The 18,906-nt window shown below is 66.1% G+C and carries 14 protein-coding genes; all 14 read right to left on the reverse strand.

The window, feature by feature from the left end; genetic code table 11:
- Positions 1–10: 10 nt before the first annotated feature.
- Positions 11–3,013, reverse strand: coding sequence for a bifunctional [glutamine synthetase] adenylyltransferase/[glutamine synthetase]-adenylyl-L-tyrosine phosphorylase (locus MJ956_RS06635; RefSeq protein WP_253963696.1), 3,003 nt, complete (start codon positions 3,011–3,013; stop codon positions 11–13).
- Complete coding sequence (locus MJ956_RS06640) at positions 3,000–4,412, reverse strand: sensor histidine kinase (RefSeq protein WP_253963697.1); 1,413 nt, start codon at positions 4,410–4,412, stop codon at positions 3,000–3,002. Before MJ956_RS06640 ends, MJ956_RS06635 begins: the two co-directional genes overlap by 14 nt.
- Before the next feature lie 22 nt (positions 4,413–4,434).
- A complete protein-coding gene (locus MJ956_RS06645; RefSeq protein ID WP_279327037.1) occupies positions 4,435–5,151 on the reverse strand; it encodes a winged helix-turn-helix domain-containing protein in 717 nt (238 codons plus the stop codon).
- 142 nt (positions 5,152–5,293) lie between these two features.
- The gene (locus MJ956_RS06650) at positions 5,294–6,814 is read right to left on the reverse strand and encodes a Do family serine endopeptidase (protein WP_253963698.1); all 1,521 of its coding nucleotides are present in this window, start codon (positions 6,812–6,814) and stop codon (positions 5,294–5,296) included.
- A gap of 189 nt (positions 6,815–7,003) precedes the next feature.
- Positions 7,004–7,498 (reverse strand): cytochrome c-type biogenesis protein, encoded by a 495-nt coding sequence (locus tag MJ956_RS06655; protein ID WP_423724808.1) that lies wholly within the window; start codon positions 7,496–7,498, stop codon positions 7,004–7,006.
- 3 nt (positions 7,499–7,501) lie between these two features.
- The gene (locus tag MJ956_RS06660) at positions 7,502–9,487 is read right to left on the reverse strand and encodes a heme lyase CcmF/NrfE family subunit (protein ID WP_253963699.1); all 1,986 of its coding nucleotides are present in this window, start codon (positions 9,485–9,487) and stop codon (positions 7,502–7,504) included.
- Positions 9,484–9,981: a cytochrome c maturation protein CcmE gene (gene ccmE / locus MJ956_RS06665; RefSeq protein WP_253963700.1), complete on the reverse strand. Its 498-nt coding sequence runs from the start codon at positions 9,979–9,981 to the stop codon at positions 9,484–9,486. Before ccmE ends, MJ956_RS06660 begins: the two co-directional genes overlap by 4 nt.
- On the reverse strand, positions 9,978–11,474 hold the full coding sequence (ccmI, locus tag MJ956_RS06670; RefSeq protein WP_253963701.1) for a c-type cytochrome biogenesis protein CcmI: 1,497 nt from the start codon (positions 11,472–11,474) through the stop codon (positions 9,978–9,980). The genes ccmE and ccmI overlap by 4 nt, the downstream gene beginning before the upstream one ends.
- 143 nt (positions 11,475–11,617) lie before the next feature.
- Positions 11,618–12,022: a hypothetical protein gene (locus MJ956_RS06675; RefSeq protein WP_253963702.1), complete on the reverse strand. Its 405-nt coding sequence runs from the start codon at positions 12,020–12,022 to the stop codon at positions 11,618–11,620.
- Between the two features lie 101 nt (positions 12,023–12,123).
- Positions 12,124–13,509 carry an ATP-binding protein gene (locus MJ956_RS06680; RefSeq protein ID WP_253963703.1) on the reverse strand — a complete coding sequence of 462 codons (1,386 nt, stop codon included), beginning with the start codon at positions 13,507–13,509 and terminating at the stop codon, positions 12,124–12,126.
- The gene (locus MJ956_RS06685; protein ID WP_253963704.1) at positions 13,490–14,161 is read right to left on the reverse strand and encodes a response regulator transcription factor; all 672 of its coding nucleotides are present in this window, start codon (positions 14,159–14,161) and stop codon (positions 13,490–13,492) included. The genes MJ956_RS06680 and MJ956_RS06685 overlap by 20 nt, the downstream gene beginning before the upstream one ends.
- Before the next feature lie 93 nt (positions 14,162–14,254).
- Positions 14,255–14,644 carry a hypothetical protein gene (locus tag MJ956_RS06690; protein WP_253963705.1) on the reverse strand — a complete coding sequence of 130 codons (390 nt, stop codon included), beginning with the start codon at positions 14,642–14,644 and terminating at the stop codon, positions 14,255–14,257.
- A gap of 129 nt (positions 14,645–14,773) precedes the next feature.
- Positions 14,774–14,980, reverse strand: a complete 207-nt coding sequence (locus MJ956_RS06695; RefSeq protein ID WP_253963706.1) for a hypothetical protein — start codon at positions 14,978–14,980, stop codon at positions 14,774–14,776.
- Between the two features lie 33 nt (positions 14,981–15,013).
- Positions 15,014–18,904 (reverse strand): baseplate multidomain protein megatron, encoded by a 3,891-nt coding sequence (locus MJ956_RS06700; RefSeq protein ID WP_253963707.1) that lies wholly within the window; start codon positions 18,902–18,904, stop codon positions 15,014–15,016.
- Positions 18,905–18,906: the final 2 nt, after the last annotated feature.

An 18,906-nucleotide genomic window follows, 5' to 3' on the forward strand; every position in this document is an offset into this window, starting at 1 on the left:
GATCTGAAGCTCAGGCCCGGTGCCGCGCCGAGGTGGCTGCCTCGGTCCGCGCCTCGTTCGAAGTCGCGGCGGGCAACAGCGCATCGAAGACGGTCCGGACGGCGGCCGCCGTTTCCGCCAGAAGCGGCTCCAGCGCATCCGTTCCGTCAGCCTCCAGCGCCCGAACCAGGCGGTCGGCAAGACCGGGCGGCAAGTCCTTTACCCGGTGAACATCGCCTGGCCCCAGCCGTAGGATCTGGGTGACGCAGGTATAGCAGCGCATAGCGGCCGCCAGATCGCACCCCGCCTCGATACCCGCGGCCAGATCGGCCGCATCGAGGACGTCCGCCGTCGGCGCCCCGACAAGATCGAGATCGGCGCGACCGGTCAGCAGGGCCCACTGCGCCAGGAATTCCAGATCGATGAGGCCGCCGGGCCTAAGCTTGAGATCGAGCGCTCCCTTCGCCGGCTTGTCGCGCTCGATGCGCCGGCGCATGTCGCCGACATCATGGCTCGTCGTCGACTCCTCGCGCGGTTGCGACAGGATATCGCGTACGGTGCGGGTCACCTCGGCGCAAAGCTTCGGGTCACCGGCGATCGGTCGGGAACGGGTCAGCGCCATCCGTTCCCAGGTCCAGGCCTCGTCGAACTGATAGCGGCGGAACGAGTCGATACGGGTCGCCAGCGGCCCCATATTGCCCGAGGGACGCAGTCTGAAATCAACCTCGTAAAGCACCCCCTCGCGCATCGGGATCGTCAACGCAGCGATCAAGCGTTGTGTCAGGCGGGCAAAATAAAGGCCCGGCGACAAAGGCTTTTCGCCGTCCGATTCCTCGACCGCTTCAGCATGGTCGTAAAGCAGGATCAGGTCGACATCAGAGCCGGCCGTCAGCTCCCGACTACCGAGCCGACCCATGCCGAGCAGCGCGATTCGCGCACCGGCGACATGACCATGACGCGCGGCAAAGGCTTGCGTGACGGCGTTCAACGTCGCCTCGAGCACCACGTCGGCGATGTTCGAGAAGGCCAGTCCGGCTTCGCCAACGTCGACCACGCCGCTCAGCAACCGGGCCCCGACCAGGAACCGCTGTTCCGACGCGAAGATGCGCAGTCGGGCAAGCACATCCTCATAGCCGTCGGCCTCGGTCAGGAACATCGCCAGACGTTCCGACATCAGTTCGCGGTCCGGCACCTCGTCGAAAAAGGCTGGATCGAGAAGCGCGTCGAAGACGTGCGGGCGCGCGGCGATCGTGTCGCGCAACGCCGGCGCCGACGTGATGATCAGGGCGAGGAGGTCGAGGACGCGCGGGTTGGAGGCGATCAGCGAAAAGAACTGAATCCCCGACGGCAGCCCGGCCAGAAACGTGTCGAAGGCGGCGATGGCGCCGTCGGGGTCTTTCGCGCCCGAAAACGCCTTCAGCAACATCGGCAAGACCTTGACCATATGTTCTCTGGCGGTTTCCGAACGGGTAGCGCGATAGCGCCCGTAACTCCACGAACGCACGATCCTGGCAACGTCCGCCGCGCGGGAAAAGCCGAGTTCGCTCAGCCGGGCGAGGGCCTGCGGATCGTCGTCGCTGGCCAGCAATCCCTTGAAACCCGCCTCCTCGATCGCACTCGTCTCGCGGTCGCGTCCGTCACTGAACAGCCGCGTGTAACGACGGTCGACCCGGCTTAGCTGCGCCAGCAGCGCCTTGGAAAACGCCGCGCGATCCTCGAAGGCCGCGAGGCGGGCGATCCGCTCGAGCCCCGCGTCATTGTCCGGCAAAGTGTGGCTCTGTTCGTCGGCGACCATCTGGATGCAGTGCTCGATGCGGCGAAGAAACCAGTAGTCCGAAACCAGTTCGGCCTCCGTCTCCGCCGCGATCCACCCCCCGGCGGCGAGTTCGGCGAGCGCCTTGTCGGTGCGGCGTTGGCGCAGCCTGGGCGCGCGGCCACCCGCGATCAACTGCTGGGCCTGGACGAAGAACTCGACCTCTCTGATACCGCCGCGTCCAAGCTTCACATTGTGCCCGGCAACGCCGATATCGTCGAAGCCTCGATGCCGGTCGATGCGGGTCTTCATCGCCTGGATGTCGGCGATCGCGGCGAAGTCGAGATATTTTCGCCAGACGAAGGGGGTCAATTCCTGAAGGAACGCTTCTCCCGCGGCGCGGTCACCCGCGATCGGTCGCGCCTTGATCATCGCGGCCCGTTCCCAGTTGCGCCCGCTACCCTCGTAATAGGTGAGCGCGGTGTCGACCGAGATCGCCAGCGGCATCGCGCCCGGATCCGGCCGCAGCCGCAGGTCGGTGCGAAACACATAGCCGTCGGCCGTGCTCTCGCCGACGATCCGCACCAGTCGGCGCACCAGTTTGGACAATGTGTCCACCGCTTCCACCGGGTCGGCACAGATGCCAGCCGATTCCTCGAAGAAGACGATGAGGTCGACGTCGCTGGAATAGTTGAGCTCACCGCCGCCCAGCTTGCCCATGCCGAGAACGAACAGCCCGCAATCCGTCTCCGGATCTTCCGGATGCCGCAGCACCAGCTTGCCGGAGCGATGGGCCTCGGCAAGACAGAACCGCACCGCGGCGCCAATCGCGGCCTCGGCGAGATCGGACAGGTCCGCCGTCGTCTCGGCGGGCGTCGCGGCCCCGAACAGATCCCGCAGGGCAATCAGCAAGGAGACCTCGCGCTTGACCAGCCGAAGCTCTTTCATCAGAGCGCTTTCGCCCTGATCCGTCGCGGGCGGTTTTCGCAACGTTGCGATCCGCTCGGCGATACGATCCCTCGCGTCCTGGCCGAACAACGCCTCCAGCCATTCGGGATGCTGCTGCATCTGGTTGTTCAGATAGGATGAAAGGTCGAGCACCGCCCCGAGCCGTTCGACCTGCGGCCCGCCGGCCGTGAGTAGCGCCGCAAGCCTCGGGCACTCCCGCGCCTCGGCTGCGGTCTTCAGATCGGCGAGCCACGCCGCCGCCTTGTCCGGGTCCAGCGGCGCCAATCGGTGACCGCCGCCGATCCCGAGACCGCTTGCCTCATCCTTCGCCATCCAGAAGCGTCTTTCCGTCCAGAGGAAACTCCAGGATCACTGTAAGGCCCGGAGCGGCATCCTCAAGCGTCAACGTCCCGCCATGCACGCGGGCGATCGCCTGAACCAGCGAAAGGCCGAGACCGGAGCCGGGCAGCGAGCGGCTCTGGTCGAGACGATAGAAACGCTCCAGCACCCGCTCGCGCTGTTCGGCGGGGATGCCGGGGCCATTGTCCGAGACCGTCAGCCGGCACAGGTCACCCACCTGCGCGAGCCGGATCGTGATCACGGTGGCGCCATCGCCGGCGGCGTATTTCAGGGCGTTGTCGAGAAGATTGGACAGCGCCTGAGCGATCAGTTCCCGGCTGACCGAGGCAACCACCGGCGCGCCCGCGTCGATGACCAGGCGGGCACCGGCCTCTTCGGCCAGAGGTTCGTAGAGTTCACCGACATCGGCGACGATCGTGGCGATATCGACGCGATCCTTGAGAACCGGGTGCGAGCCGGCTTCGACCCGCGAGATCATCAAGAGCGCGTCGAAGGTGCGGATCATCTGGTCCGCCTCGGCGATCGTGCCTTCCAGCGCCTCGCGCGGATCGCCCTCGCCGGAAGTCGCCGTCAGCGCCGCCTCGGCCCGGCTGCGCAACCGCGTCAGCGGCGTCTTGAGATCATGCGCGATATTGTCGGAAACCTGGCGAAGCCCCTCCTGCAAAAGGGCGACCCGCGCCAGGAGCGTGTTGAGGTTTTCCGACAAGCGATCGAACTCGTCGCCCGCGCCGGTTACCGGCAGCCGCTCGGTCAGGTCGCCGGCCAGAATGCGGGCACTCGCCGCGGACATGCGGTCGAGACGCTGCAGGGCGCGGCGACCAACCAGCAGCCACGCGAACAGCGCGCCTGCTCCCATCAATGCAAGCGCCAGGATCAGCGCGCTGCGGACGATCTGTCGAAAGCGTTCCTGTTCGGTCTGATCGCGCCCGACGAGCACGCGCATGCCGTTCGGCAGGCTGACGACCTCGGCAAGCGCGAGATGATAGCGGTCGGCGCCGTTCTCGGCGAAACGCTCATAGGCGAAGACGTTATCGGTGAAGCCCGGCTCGTCGAGGACACCGGCCTGCAGGTTTTCCACATTGCCGGCGATGATGCGGCCGGTCGCGTCGGTGACCAGATAGAGCGAGGCACCGGGTTGGCGGGCCCGGCGGTCGACCGTGCGCACGAGGCCGATGATCCCGTTGGTGCGATAGACCTGGGCAAGGTCGCTGAGCTCCTCGGAAATCGCCGTGCGGCTCTGGCTCTCCAGGATTCCCGACGCAGTGGCGGTAACATAGAAGACGAGGATGATCGCGAAGACGGCGAAAAGCAGCAGATAGACGGCCGACATGCGGACGGCCGTCATGCGCATCAGCGCCCTCAGTCGGTCCATGCCGGAACCCCTCCCGCCACGCCTATTCGACGGACCGCATGATGTAGCCGGAGCCGCGAACGGTATGCAGCAGCGACGAACCGAAATCCCGCTCGATCTTCGAGCGCAGTCGCGAGATATGAACGTCGATGACGTTGGTCTGCGGATCGAAATGATAGTCCCAGACGTTTTCCAGAAGCATGGTCCGGGTCACGACCTGGTTGGCGTGCTTCATCAGATATTCGAGCAGACGAAACTCGCGCGGCTGCAGTATGATCGTCTTGCCGGACCGTCGCACCTCATGGGACAGGCGGTCGAGTTCGAGATCTCCGACGCGGTAGCTGGTCTCGACATCCTTGCCGCCGCGGCGTCGACCGAGCACTTCGACCCGGGCCAGCAATTCTGAAAAGGCGAAGGGCTTGGCCAGATAGTCGTCGCCCCCGGCCCTCAAGCCCGTGACACGGTCGTCCACCTGACCCAGGGCCGAGAGGATCAGCGCCGGCGTTCCGTCGCCCTTCTCGCGCAGCCCCGATATCACCGAGAGGCCATCACGCTCCGGCAACATGCGATCGACGATCAACACGTCGTAGGAGCGGCTGTCGGCCATGTGGAAGCCGGTCTCGCCATCGGCGGCGTGGTCGGCCACATGTCCGGCCTCGCGCAGCGCCTTGACCAGATACGCCGCCGCCTCGCGGTCGTCTTCGATGATCAGGATGCGCATGGATTCGGTCGATGCTTCAAGGGCCGTGGAAGAGGACATGGTCAGCTCCCTTATCTGATCCCTTATGGGCAAAAGAAAAGCGGCGAAGGTGCGAAGGCAGCTCAATGCGAGCTGTCCGCCCCTTCGCCGCGCATCTGGAACGGGCCGGAAACCGGTAAAGGTCCCCGACCCGCGGCAAACATCAGCCCTTGTCGATGGGCAAGGCCACGAAGCGGTTCTGGTCGCCGTTCTTCAGCTGGAAGAGCGCGGCCTTGCGTCCGTTTTTCGAGGCATCCTTGATCGCCGCCTCCACGTCCTTCTGGTCCGAGACGTCCTTGCCGTTGACGGTGACGATGACGTCACCGGCTTCGACGCCCTTGTCGGCAGCCGAGGAATCCGGCTCGACGTCGGTGACGACGACGCCCTTGCCGTCCTCGGACGGCACCAAGGTCAGACCATAGCCGGACAGCGAGGACGGGTTGACCGGCACCTTGCGATTGCTGGATTCTTCAGCCGATGACGCCTCGTCGAGGCTGGCGAGATTGCCGAGCTGGACGGAAATATCTTCCGCCTCACCGTCGCGCCAGACTGTGATGTCCACCTCGGTGTTCGGCTTGTAGTTGCCGATCTTGCGCGCCAGTTCGCGCGGGCCGTCCACCGTCTGCCCGTCAACCGCCGTGATGACGTCGCCGGTCGCGATTCCGGCCTTCGACGCCGGCGTCTCGTTGTCCGGCAGCGTGACGATCGCGCCCTTGTCGTCGGAAAGCCCGACCGCCTCGGCGATGTCCTCAGTGACGGCGGCGATCTGAACACCCAGCCAGCCGCGCTCGACATTGCCGTCCTCGCGCAGCGAGGCGATGACGTCCTTCGCGACCGAAGCGGGGATGGCGAAGGCGATGCCGACATTGCCGCCCGAGGGCGAGAAGATCGCCGTGTTGACGCCGATGACCTTGCCGTCGAGGCCGAAGGCCGGGCCGCCGGAATTGCCGCGGTTCACGGCCGCGTCGATCTGCAGGAAGTCGTCATAGGGACCGGCGCCGATGTCGCGGCCGCGCGCCGAAACGATACCCGCCGTGACCGAGCCGCCGAGGCCGAACGGATTGCCGACGGCAACGACCCAGTCGCCGATGCGAACCGCGTCGTCATCGCCGAACTCGACATAGGTGAACTTGCTGTCGTCGCTGTCGACCTTGAGCAGCGCGAGATCGGTTCGCTTGTCCGTGCCAATCAGCCGGGCGTCGTATTCCGTACCGTCATCCATGACGACGGTGTATTTGCTGCCGTCACCGACCACGTGATTGTTCGTGACCAGATAGCCATCGTCGGAGATGAAGAAGCCGGACCCCTGGCCCATCGCCTGGCGCGGCTGGCGGCGCGGTCGCATGCCGTCGGGCATGCCGTTCTGGCCGGGCATGTCGAAGAAGCGGCGGAGAGGATGGTCCTCGGGCAGATTGTCGAAGGGGCTCGCCATATCCCGACCGCTGGAAACCGTCGGCGAGATGTCCTGCGTCACCCGCACAGATACCACCGCCGGGGAGACCTTCTCGACCACATCGGCGAAACCGAAGTTCTGGGCCGGTGCCTCGATCTGGACCGGCTGGGCGAATACCGGCACGGTGTTGGTTACAACGCCTCCGGAAAAGGCCAGTCCGGCCACGCCGGCGGCCAGCGCACCGGCGATCAGACCGCCGCGCTTGGTCTTGCTCTTCGTCTCGTTCCGCATCGGAAACCCTTTCGTCTGGTAGTCCAAATCCCAGGCGGACCGGCGTTAACACCGCACCCGCCATCGATGCGACCAGAGATAGGGTTCCCGAGGTTACAGGAGCTTTTCGGCTGCGTGAAATCTTCGTAAGGTTGTGACGCGACCACGAACGCAGGTCGGCACGGTCGCCTCCGCTCCGCTGATTTTTACCTACCGCCTTGCTTCGACCACATCGGCGATGGCCGCTTCCTCTTCGGCCGAAAGCTTCGGCGGCGTGCCGCTTTCACTCCGACGGTTGCGTAGGGCCCTCAGAGCAAACCCGATGCCGCCGAGAAGCAGGATGATCGGCGCGCCCCAGAGCGCCAGCGTCGCCCAGTCGAAACGCGGCTTGAGCAACACGAACGCACCGTAACGCGACACCAGGTAATCGAGGACCTCCTCGTTGGTGTCGCCGGCGACGAGGCGCTCGCGGACGAGAACGCGCAGATCCTTGGCCAGATCGGCGTCGGAATCGTCGATCGACTGGTTCTGGCAGACAAGGCAGCGCAGACCGGCCGAAAGCTCCCGCGCCCGGGCTTCGAGCACTGGATCGCTCAACACCTCGTCGGGATTGACCGCGAAGGCCGGCCCGACAGTAAGCCCGCCCGGCAACAGCATGGCGAGCAGGGCGAAGACCGAAAACAGGTGCCGAACGCGCCGAACCATGGCTCAGACCTTCGCCATCGCGGCGGTCCGCTGCCGGCTGCGCTCCGGCGCGCCGACCCTGAGCCGCCGGTCAGCCAGCGAAATCACGCCGCCCAGAGCCATCAGGATCGAACCGATCCAGATCAGCGTGATGAACGGCTTGTACCAGATGCGCACGACGGTCGAACTGCCATCATCGGCGGGATCGCCCAGCGAAATGTACAATTGCGAAAACCACCGGGTGCGGATACCGGCTTCGGTCGTCGGCGCCTGCCGTGCCGGATAGAAGCGCTTGGCGCTCTCCATCGTCCCGGCGTCGCGACCATCGCGGCTCAGCGCGAACGTGCCAACCTGTTCTTCATAGTTTGGCCCCCGCCGTGGCGCGATGCCCTCGTATCGCACCGTATAGCCACCGACATCGACGCTGTCGCCGGGCGCCATCGAAAGCACATCCTCGGTCTCGAAGGACGAGACCGTGACGACACCGAGCACCAGAACGCCGACGCCGAAATGCGCAAGCACCGTCCCGTAGGCCGACCGAGGCAAACCTTTCAGGCGTGACAGCCCCTTGCGCCAGCCCACCTTGGCGAAGTTGGCCCGACCGTAGAGATCCGTCAGGCTGCCGATCAGGAGCCAGACCGCGAGGCCGAAACCGAGTGACGCCAGAATCTTCGTGCCGGAAGTGACCGCGACAGCCACGATCACCGTCAACATGACCGCGCCGATGGCGAAATAGAGCCGCTGCGCGGCGGCGAGAAGGTCGCCCCGCTTCCACGCCAGCAACGGCCCGAACGGAAGCGCGAACAGGAGCGGGACCATCAGCGGGCCGAAGGTCAGATCGAAGAACGGCGCCCCGACCGAAATCTTCTCGCCGGTGATGACCTCGAGCACCAGCGGATAGAGCGTGCCGATCAAAACGGTCGCCGCCGCTGTGGTGAGAAACAGATTGTTGAAGACCAGAGCGCCCTCGCGGCTGATCGGCGCGAACAGGCCGCCCGCTTCCAGCGTCGAGGCCCGCATCGCGAACAACGCCAGCGAGCCGCCGATGAACAGGCAAAGGATCATCAGGATGAAGATGCCGCGCTCCGGATCCGTGGCAAAGGCATGCACCGATGTCAGCACACCCGAGCGCACCAGGAACGTCCCCAGCAGCGACAGCGAGAAGGTCAGGATCGCCAGGAGGATGGTCCAGATCTTCAGCGCCGAGCGCTTCTCCATCACCACCGCCGAGTGCAGCAGCGCCGTCCCCGACAGCCAAGGCATGAAGGACGCGTTCTCGACCGGATCCCAGAACCACCAGCCGCCCCAGCCGAGTTCGTAATAGGCCCAGTAGGAGCCCATCGCGATGCCGGCGGTCAGAAAGATCCAGGCGACCAGCGTCCACGGCCGCACCCAGCGCGCCCAGGCCGCGTCGATCCGCCCGTCGATCAGCGCCGCGACGGCGAAGGAGAAGGCGATCGAGAAACCGACATAGCCGAGATACAAAAGCGGCGGGTGGATCGCGAGACCGATGTCCTGCAGGATCGGATTGAGGTCGCGTCCCTCCATCGGCGCCGGCGCGAGGCGCGCGAACGGATTCGAGGTGAACAGGATGAACAGGAGAAAGGCGCTGGTGATCCACGCCTGCACGGAGAGGACGTTCGCCTTGAGGGTAGCCGGCAGGTCGCGTCCGAACAGCGCGACGAGCGCTCCAAAGAACGCCAGGATCATCACCCAGAGCAGCATCGAGCCCTCGTGATTGCCCCACACGCCGGTAACCTTGTAGAGCATCGGCTTCAGCGAATGGGAATTCTCGAAGACGTTGGCGACCGAGAAGTCCGAGGTCACATAGGCGGTCGTCAGGGCCGAAAACGACAGGGCGAGGAGCACGAAACCGCCGGTCGCGGTGACGGTCCCCGTCTCCATCAGCCGCGCGTCTCCCGTCCGCGCGCCGATGACCGGCAGCAGCGACTGGACCAGAGAGAGAGACAGAGCCAGAATCAACGCATACAGGCCAATCTCGACGATCATGAACTCGCTCCGCTTTCCGTCTGCACCGGCGCGGGCTGCGGGTCGGACTTGACCATGCCCTTGCCTTCTTCCCACAAGCCGCGCGCCTTCAGGTCGTCGACGACTTCCTTCGGCATGTAGTTCTCGTCGTGCTTGGCGAGCACGGTGTCGGCGACGAAGACGTTGTCTGGTCCGAGCGTGCCTTCGGTGACGACGCCCTGCCCTTCGCGGAAAAGGTCCGGCAGAAGCCCGGTATAGGTCACCGGCACGCTCTCGATCGTGTCCGTAACCCGGAACGAGACCTTCTGCGATCCGCCGCGCACGACCGAACCCTCTTCGACGAGGCCGCCGAGCCGGATGCGCTGGGAGGACGCCGGTGCCTTGGCGACAATGTCGCTGGGTGAATTGAAGAACGCCACAGAATCCGACAGCGCGGTCAGGACGAGGCCGGCCGCGGCGCCAATAACGAGGAGGATGACCCCGATCGAAGTGAGCCGTTTCGCTTTCCGTGTCATTGCGTCTGTGTCGCCTCCGCGTCCGTCAGGCCGAGTTCCTGTCCGAGAGCCGCGATCTCCCGACCCGCGGCGGTGTCCGTCCCGAAATGCTGAAACGCCGTGCGCAGCGCATCGCTCGCCTTGTCCGTCTCGCCCAGGACCTTATAGGACTGAATCAACCGCTTCCACCCTTCCACGTCGCGCGGGTTGGATTCCAGCCGGCTCGCCAGTTGCGAGACCATTCCCTGAATCATCGCCTGACGGTCGCCGGAGGACATTTCGGACGCGGCTGCCACGTCGGCCTCGCTCGGCCGGGGCGGCGCGGATCGCGTCGTTCCCGCCTGTGTCAGCCCCAATTCCTCGCCGAGCACGGCGATGTCCTGGCCCGCGGCGGAACCGGGCGTGAATGTACCTGAGGCGGCCGCCAAAGCCTGGCCCGCCTTCTCCCTGTCTCCCAGAACCGTGTAGGACCGAATCAGGCGTTTCCATCCGGCGGGATCGTCCGGGTTTGCCTCCAGCCGGCTCGCCAGTTGCGAGACCATTCCCTCGATCATCGCCTGACGGTCGTCGACCGACATCGCGGAGGCAGCGGCCATGTCGGCGTCGCTCGGGCCCTTCACCTGGGGGCGGGTGTTCTGCGCGAGGGCGGTGGACGGCGCAGCGTTGCCGGTCTTCTGGCGCGCGTCGGCGAGAGCCGCATCGGCGATCTGCATCCAGGGCGCGTCGGTGGGGCTGATATCGATGAGCTTCGCCCAGGCGGCTTCGGCCTGCGGGTAATCACCTTCCTGCGACAGGTCGAGCGCCAGGAAGAAATGCGCAGGCAGGTAATCGCCATTAATCGCGAGTGCCTGCTCGAACGCCGCCTTCGCCTCGTCCGTCACTTCACCGTCGGCGGCCCGCGTCAACGCCTCGCCGAGGCCGCTCAGGCGAGATGCCGTTGGCTCGACCAGACGAATGGCGTTCCGGAACGCGATGGCAGCGTCGTCCGGGCGGTCCAGTCGCAGATAGATCGGCGCGAGCACGTCCCAGCCCCGGCCATCGTTTGGATTGGACCGAAGCTGCGCCTCGGCGGTGGCAACCAGACTCTCGACATCCTGGCCGGGCAGTTGTGCCGGCGTTTGCCGCGTGGCGAGCGGCATATCCCGCAGGCCGGGCGCTCCGAATGTCAGATAAACAGCCACCGAGCCAAGCGGCACAGCGATCGCGACAACGCCGATCGCGGCCAGGACGCCTGGGCGCCGCCAGCCTGCGGCGCCGCCATCGCCGCCGCCCTTCGCGCGGCCGGCCGCCTTCAGCAATCGCCGTCCGATCTCGGCCCGCGCGGTTTCCGCCTCGCCGGCAGCGATCGCGCCCCGCTCGACATCGGCGTCCAGCTCGCGAAGCTGCGCCGTATAGACCTCGACGTCGTGAGCGGCACGCGTGGCCGCCTCATCCGGGGAGGCACGAAACAAGGGCCAGAGAGCCACCAACGTTGCGGCAACGGTCATGCCAGCTGCGATAATCCAGAACGCCATGACACCCTTATACCGTACGCCGGGGGATCGAAGCATATCGCCCCGAATGGCCGGCCGTCTCAAAACCAGATTCCGTCCGACGAGCCCTCTAGCAGACATGGGTCGATTTGCCCATTCACTTCGTCAAGAATGGGGCAAGCGGATCAGGCGACGGGCTTCCAGTACCCCTTACTGGTCTTGCAGGCAGTGCCAACCGCCTTGACCGGCTGTGCGTCGCCCTTGAATGTGTGGGTGTAGCCCCGACAATCCTGCGATCCAACGCGATAGAGCTGCGTCGGCACGACCTCGCCGCTGTAGCCGTCGACGGACCACTGCACCGCCTGCCCTGCCGCCCCGTACTGCAAGGCCTGGAATTCGGCTTCCAACGCCTTGCCACGGGCAGAATCGGACAAGGATGTCGCCGCCTCATACTGGCCGATCAAGCCGCCGTCGAGCGCCTGGACGCCGGCTGAACCGGGAACGAGCGATGCGCCACCGAGCCCGGCGCTGAGACAGCCCGCAAAAGGCAGGACCAGGAAGGGAAAGACGAGCTTCAACACGATGCGCATGACGTTTTCATCCGAGTGCGGCAGCCCGATGGGACTGAAACGACGGGGTGCGGAGTTCGGAGCAATCCGCGTGCCGCAGTTCGTCGGTTCGGCCGTTGATGTCAAGCCGCACCGCCGCCCAAAGCGCGTGGCAGCACGATCGTCACCCGCAAGCCGCCAAGGTCGGACCGGCTGAATTCCAGCGAACCGCGATACTCGGCCACCATGTCTGAGACGATCGACAGGCCAAGGCCGCTGCCCGGCGTCGCCTCGTCGAGACGGCGGCCACGCTTTGTCGCTTCGCTGATCTGCGCCTCCGTCAGCCCCGGCCCATCATCTTCGATGATCGTCGCGAAACGGTCTTCGGAGACCGGTATGCCGGTCACGATGACCCGCCCCCTCGCCCACTTTCCGGCGTTTTCGAGCAGATTGCCGATGATCTCCTCGAAATCCTGACGCTCCCCCGCAAAGACCAGACCCTCGGCCGACGTCGGATCGTATTGGATTTCCAGCGCTGGATTGAGCTTGGCGATCACCCTCACCAGCCGCTGGAGAGCGGGCCCGACCGACGTACGGAACACGGTGGTCTCGCTCTGCGCGGCGACTCGCGCGCGGTCGAGATAGTGCTGTACCTGTTGACGCATCCGCTCCGCCTGGTCGGCGACGACCTGTCCCTGCCGTCCGCCAAGGGAAGCGGCTTCGTTGACGAGCACAGCGATCGGCGTCTTCAGCGAATGCGCCAGATTGCCGACTTGCGTTCTGGAACGCTCGACGATGCGCCGGTTGTTGTCGATCAGCGCGTTCATTTCGACGGCCAACGGCGCGATTTCGGCGGGAAACTGCCCTTCCAGCCTTTCGGCCTTTCCCGTGCGCACATTGGCAAGCGACCGACGCACGGCACTCAGGGGACTGAGACCGGCGAGGATGGCCAACACGTTCACGACGACCGTCCCAAGGCCGACCGCGCCGAGATAGTAGACGAGCGTGCGATCGAAATCGGCGACGTCGGCGGCAACGATGCTGGCGTTGCCCATCACGCGAAACCGCGCGGCGTGGTTCTGCGCGTCGAGCACGACCTCCGTCTCGACGACTTGCAACCGCTCGCCATCGAGGCCGCTGGCCTCATAGCTTCGACGGTAGGCGGAATCGAAGGGAATATCCGAGGTGGATCTGGCGGGAATATCCAGGATCCCGAGGGAACTGGAGATCAGTCGTCCCCGGGTGTTGTCACTGGCGGGAAGCACCTCCCAGTACCATCCGGAAAGTGGCTGGGAATAGCGCAGATCACCAAGATCGGGCGAGCCCGACAGGTAACCTGTGTCGCTGACAGTGACGCTGTTGACGAGATTGTAGAGCTGCGCGGCAAGCAGGTCTTCAAAACCCCGGGTGGCGGTCCGCTCGTAAAGCGTGGAAATCAGGCCGCCGACAACGATCAGGGCCAGCACGGCCCACAGACTCGACAGAACGATGACCCGGACAGTGAGGGAGTTAGCGGCCCGAATGGCCATCGCTCATCCTGTAGCCCTGCCCCCGGACGGTCTCGATCACATCAACGCCGAGCTTCTTGCGCAATCGTCCAACGAACACCTCGATCGTATTGGAATCGCGATCAAAATCCTGATCGTACAGATGCTCGATGAGCTCCGTCCGGGAAACGATCTGGTCCTGATGATGCATCAGATAATCGAGCAGCCGGTATTCGTGGGAGGTCAGTTTCAGCGGCGTTCCGTCGAGTGACACCCGCGACGCCCGCGTATCGAGGCGGACCGGTCCGCAGTGGATTTCGGACGAGGCATGGCCGGCGGCGCGGCGGATCAGCGCGCGCATGCGGGCCAGCACTTCCTCGACGTGAAACGGCTTGGTGACGTAATCGTCGGCCCCTGCGTCGATGCCGGCGACCTTGTCGCTCCAGCGGTCGCGGGCGGTCAGGATCAGCACCGGCATGGTCCGGCCGTCGCGGCGCCAGCGCTCCAGAACGCTGATGCCGTCCATGACCGGCAGACCGACATCGAGAATGACCGCGTCATAGGGTTCCGTGTCGCCGAGGAAATGCCCCTCCTCGCCGTCGAAGGCGCGGTCGACGACATACTCGGCGCCGGTCAGCGCCTCGGTCAGTTGCCGATTGAGGGTCTGATCATCCTCGACCACCAGGATACGCATGCCGGACCTCGTCTTCTCGCTCTCGTCTCATCCTGTCGAATCGCCGCGACCGCGATCGAAGTCAACGCCTCCCCTCACTCCGGCGACCGGCGATCAGGGCCGTATCGTTACCGTCGTCTTGCGTGGCCGGCCACCCTCCGTTCCGGGGACGAGGAGCGTCACCACGCAAACCGTCTGGCCGCCCTGCTCACGGCTGGAAACCGAAAGGACCTGTCCGCCGGTCTGTGCGGCTGCCTGAGCCGCGGCGCCGGAGCAGCCGGCGTCGGCGGTTTCGAACGCGCCCTCGCCATTTCGACGTGGCCCCCGCTCTAAGCGCACCCCCGGCCCGGGGACGACGTCCAGACCAAATCCCGACCCGATGCCGCGACTGGAAAAAGAGCTGTCCATGAGTTGAGCGGCGGCCGGCGCCGCGGCCGCGATCGAAGCGGTTCCGACGATCAGAACCGTCACAATGCAGGCGAGGAAGGTGCGAAATCTTGTCATTTCGGGTCCAGATGGAGAATGGCGGCGTCGCCAAGACGGAATGACGATCGCTTTAGTCCTAGTGCATTGTCGCTGAACGACGAATGAACGGCGGACGACCAGGGCCACCCGCCGATTTCAACCCCGCAACTAGCGTAGGGTCTTCTGCGCGGCCAGTCGTCCCAGGATCGCGACCACCGCGCCGACGGCCGCGGCACCGTTGGTCAGCGAGAGGGCCAGCACATCGTGCGTCGCGGGATCGATTTTAAGGCCGAACAATCCGGCGATCGCCGCGCCGAACGCGACGAGCCCGCCCCAGACGGTTCGAGATTGATACCATGGCTTTGCTTCACTCATCACCTCGCCCTTTCCTTACGATTGCGCCGGCATTCATGCCGGCCGGGAAAATACTGATTGTCGGGCGGTCCCGGCGCCCCACACGGGACTCACCTGCGCGACTGAGACGACAAGCTCGGCAGGCAGCGCGCCGAACGCCGCGATCTGCTCGTCGGAAGCAAGCAGCAGCGTCGGCGTCTCGGTCTCACGCGTCAGCACCGCCCCCGAGCCGCCGCCGACCACGACGCGGTACAGTTCCCGCTCTTCGCCAAGCGGCACGTCGAGACCGTCCCAATTGTCCCCACCGACGCGGGTTCGCCGGATCCAGGACAGGGCCACCGCGCCCCCAGCGTCGAAGCCCGCTTTCATGTGGACCGGCGACAGCGGCCTGACCGAGCGCTGGCCGAGCGTGGCGGTGATCGTCACCGTTGCGGGATCGTCGAGCGCCCGGCCGAGCGGCGCCACGCGGACTTCCATCTCGCGGCCGACATCCGATGTTGTCAGTCCTAGCGGCTCGCAGGCAGCGTTGAGCAATACGAACGCCGACCCCGCCGGCGCACCTGCGACCGTCGCGTCCTCGGTGCCACCTTGGGCGCGCAGCAGGTTCCGCAGCTCGAAGACGCCGGACGCGATCTCGACCGCCGTCTCGAATTGCAGCACCTCCCAGACACCCGTCGCACTCCGCACCGCGCAAAGATTGCCGCCGTCCAGAAGTTCCTCGCGGGAAATCGCGTAGACAGCGCCCCTGTCGAGCCGCAGCGTGATCGTGTTCCCGCGATCCAGGCGTCCTTCCGGTCCCGCACCGAGTGCCTCGAGCAACTGGCCCGCGGTTGCCCGGCGCGTCGCCGTCGCTCGCTCGATGAAAGCGCCGCCCTTCCGCGATGTCGCGATCAAGTAGCCCGGCCAAGGCTTGGCCTGCACCGCAAACCGCGCACCGGCGATGCCCTGCCCCCCCTCGGGCAACGGCAGGTCGAGGAGATGCACCAGTGGACGCGAGGCGATCGCGGGAACCGGTGACCGCGGCGAAGGCGGAGGCTCCCCCTGATCGGCGAAGGAGCCCCGGCGCTGGGGCAGCCTCCGTGCCTCGATCCTTCGTGAGACGCCCGTCTCGATACGGTTCACCAGCCAGGCGCCGGGACGCTCCGCGAGGCTGACAATATCCCCGGACTCCAGCGACAGGAGCGACGGCGCAACGCCGAATCGAGCCGTCTCGGCCGCGCCGCTCGCTTCGCGCAGCATCGCGGCGGCCAATTCCTTCGCTTGCGCCTCGTCCATCACCACCGGAAGCTGGATGATGTCCTTGCGGGGATGGCTCGCACTGGCGCGCACTGCCTCGGCAGAGCCCGGCTGGTAGGCGCGCGCCGGATCGAGGAACCCGAGCGCGATCTCTTCCGGCCGCTCGCTTGCCTCGCCGCGCCGTAATTCGACATAAGGTCCCTCCTCGTCGGCGAAAGCCCCGATCTCCCGGCTCGACCGCAACGAGGCGAGCGAACGGCAAATCAGTCGCCCGGCAGCGATATGCACGACGGTGCCGGTCAGCCGCAACAAATCCTCGAGCGTCTCGCGCGCCGTGCCGGGACCGGCGGCGACGTAACCGGTCACACAGGAATCGACGGCCGAGACGTCGTAATCCGCGATGCCGTGGCCTTCCAAAATGGCGGCGATCAGGGCATCCGCCGGCGCGTTGGCCAGACGGCCGCTCAGCCAGTGGCCCCGGCGCCAGTTATTGCCATCGCTCCACAGATCACCGCGCGCCGGGAAGGCGGGATAGGGTCGGGCGTCCCAGGTCCACACATGGATCGCGGTGGGATCGACCATCCGGCCACCATAGACCGGCGAAATCGGATTGGCGGCGGGCGAAAAGTCCGGCGATGCCGGGTCCCAATATTCGAGCTGCGCTTCGAGGAAGCGCCGCTGCGCGAGGTCGTCGCGGCCACCGGCGGAAAAGTGCGGCACGAAGCTTTCCGACGATTTCGGGTCGACGAAGACATTCGGCTGGTTCGCGCCCTTGTCGATTGCTGGACAGCCGAGTTCGGTGAACCACACCGGTTTCGACATCGGCACCCATGCGGAGGGTCCGGCGATTTCGACCCCGGCGCGGCGCTCGACATGCGGGTTCGACCACCAGCTCGTCACGTCCTTGGCGCGGTAGACCCACGGCTTGCCGGCCGTGCCGTCGGTGATCGGCGTGCGGATGCGCGCCGCCCGTTCGGCGTCGCTCGCATAGTACCAGTCGTAATATTCGCCGCCGCCGATCCCGGCCCGCAGCCCGTCCCGGTCATATTGCGAGGAAGGCCCCTCCGGGTCCGCATCGATATCGCCATCCCGCCAATCGGCCAGCGGTAGATAATTGTCGATGCCGACGACGTCGATCGACGGCGAGGCCCAGAGCGGATCGAGATTGTAGAAGACGTCGCCGGAGCCATCGGTCGGCTGGTAGCCGAAATATTCGCTCCAGTCGGCCGCGTAGGTGACGACGGCCGTCGGCATCATCGCCTTGACCGCGCCGGCGATGGCGATCAGCCCTTCGACGAAGAGAAAGCGGCCGTCCTGATCGCGGATCCGCGTCAACCCGCGCATCTCCGAACCGATGACAAACGCGTCGACCCCGGCCGCCGTCGCGAGCTTCGCCTGATGCAGGATCATGCGCCGATAGGACCATTCGTCCGGCCCCGTATATTCGACGCCAGCGGTCGTCAGCGCGAAATCCCCTGGAGTAGCGGTTCCCAGGAATGCCGTGATGTCGTCTCGCGCCGCCGCCGTCCCGTCGGTCGAGCCGGCGCGCCCCGTGGCGATGTCGAGCGTCATCCGCCCGCGCCAGGGAAACGCCGCCTGCTCGGCGCCGCCATAGGGGTCGGCCAGTCCGTTGCCGGGCGGCACGTCCATCAGGATGAACGGATAATAGGTCACCTTCAGCCCGCGCGCCTTCAGGTCAGCGATCGCCCGCAGCACGCCCTGGTCGCTGGGCGTGCCGCCGAAGGCCGGCCCGCCGTCGATGGAACTGACCAGATGCGCGCCTGACCGGTCGACGGAGCCGGCCCGCCAGGGCTCGGTTTCGTCACGCTGGCCGATTTCAACGCCGGGCATGAGCCGGCAACGGCCGGCCCGCAAATCGTCGCCAAACCAGGAGACGACGAGTGCCGCGCGCTCCAGGGCCGGACACAGCGCGCCAAGTTCGTCCAGCGAAGCCGTCCAGTCGCTCGAACCGTAAAGGAGGTTGCGGTTGACGACCCGGTCCTCGCCCGCGCCAAGCCGTTCGCGTACGGCAAGCGGATCGAGGCCGTGTTCGCTGGCGCCGGGGATGATGGTGATCGCCCGCAGTTCGGTTTCCAAGTGCCCGACCGGCCGCAGGATTTCGCAGGCGATCTGCGGCAGGCGGTTGCCCCAGCGCTCCAGCGGCAGCCGCTCGAACACGATATAGGCAAGCCCGCGATAGGCGGGCGCGTTACCGGCTCCTTGCCGGGCCTCGATCAGCGGGTCGGCCCCTTGCGTTTCGTCGCCGCGATAGACGCGGTGGACGGTCTCGGTGAGATCGAGTTCCTCGCCGTCCGCCCACACCCGCCGGATGCCGGCGATCGGCCCTTCGCAAAGCCCGACCGCGACATTGCCGTAATAGCTGTAGGTCGTCGTTTCGATGCGCGGGCCACCGCCCTTACCGCCCCGCCGTTCGGTGGTCGTGACCTCCTCGAAGCGCGTTGTCCAGATCACCTGACCGGCGACCCGCGCCGTGCCGTAGACCTTCGCGATGCCGGCGCCCTCGTCGGCTTCCATGATGCGGGCATTGCCGAGCCTCGGGCCTTCGCTGCGGCGCGTCCCGCCGAACAGCGAGGCGTCGAGGGACGCACCTGCGAGAGCTCCGGCCGCGCGGCCGAGAACGGCGCCGAACGGACCGCCGAGCACGCCGCCGACGAAACCGCCGGCCGCCTGCAGAAGGATCGTGGCCATGA

Origin of the sequence: Aurantimonas marianensis (assembly GCF_024195285.1) — a bacterium.
Lineage (GTDB): Bacteria > Pseudomonadota > Alphaproteobacteria > Rhizobiales > Rhizobiaceae > Aurantimonas > Aurantimonas marianensis.